The 561-nt window shown below is 63.8% G+C and carries 1 pseudogene; it reads right to left on the reverse strand.

The window, feature by feature from the left end:
- Positions 1 to 509, reverse strand: a pseudogene (locus FQ320_RS25375) (IS21 family transposase); the annotation flags it as partial.
- Positions 510 to 561: the final 52 nt, after the last annotated feature.

Genomic DNA, 561 nt, shown 5'->3' on the forward strand with positions numbered 1-561 from the left:
TAGGCCCGGACGTATACCGCCCGCGATGCGCACAGCCGCATGTGCGCGACCTTCACCCGCATCGGCTTGCCGGCGATCTCCACATCCTCATGGCTCCAGTCGAACTGGTAGGCCTCGCCCGGCTTGAACACGAGCGGGATGAACGCCGACACGCTGTCGCCAGGGTCCCTGCGCCGAGCCTCTGACCAGCGCGCAGCATAGCGCCGGACCGCGTCGTAAGACCCCCCAAACCCTTCTCGTTGCAGCAGATCGTGGATGCGCGTCACCCTCAGCCTATCGCGCCGGGGCCGTGCCTCGTTCTCCAACAACAGCGTGTCGAGCCGCTCCTGATACGGTCCAAGCCGCGGCCGCGGCTGCACCGCACGATGATAATCGAACGCGCCTTCCGGCGCCCGGATCGCCTTGCGGATGACCTTCCGCGACACATGCAAATCCCGTGCGATCGCCTTGATCGCCTTGCCTCCGGCATACTCGCGCCGAATACGAACCACTGTCTCCACAACCAACATCCCGATCTCGCCAACTGGTAATCCAGCCGAACGTTTAAACCATCGAAATGAG

It is taken from the genome of Oceaniovalibus sp. ACAM 378 (genome assembly GCF_008085915.1).
In the GTDB taxonomy this organism is placed as follows: Bacteria; Pseudomonadota; Alphaproteobacteria; order Rhodobacterales; family Rhodobacteraceae; genus Oceaniglobus.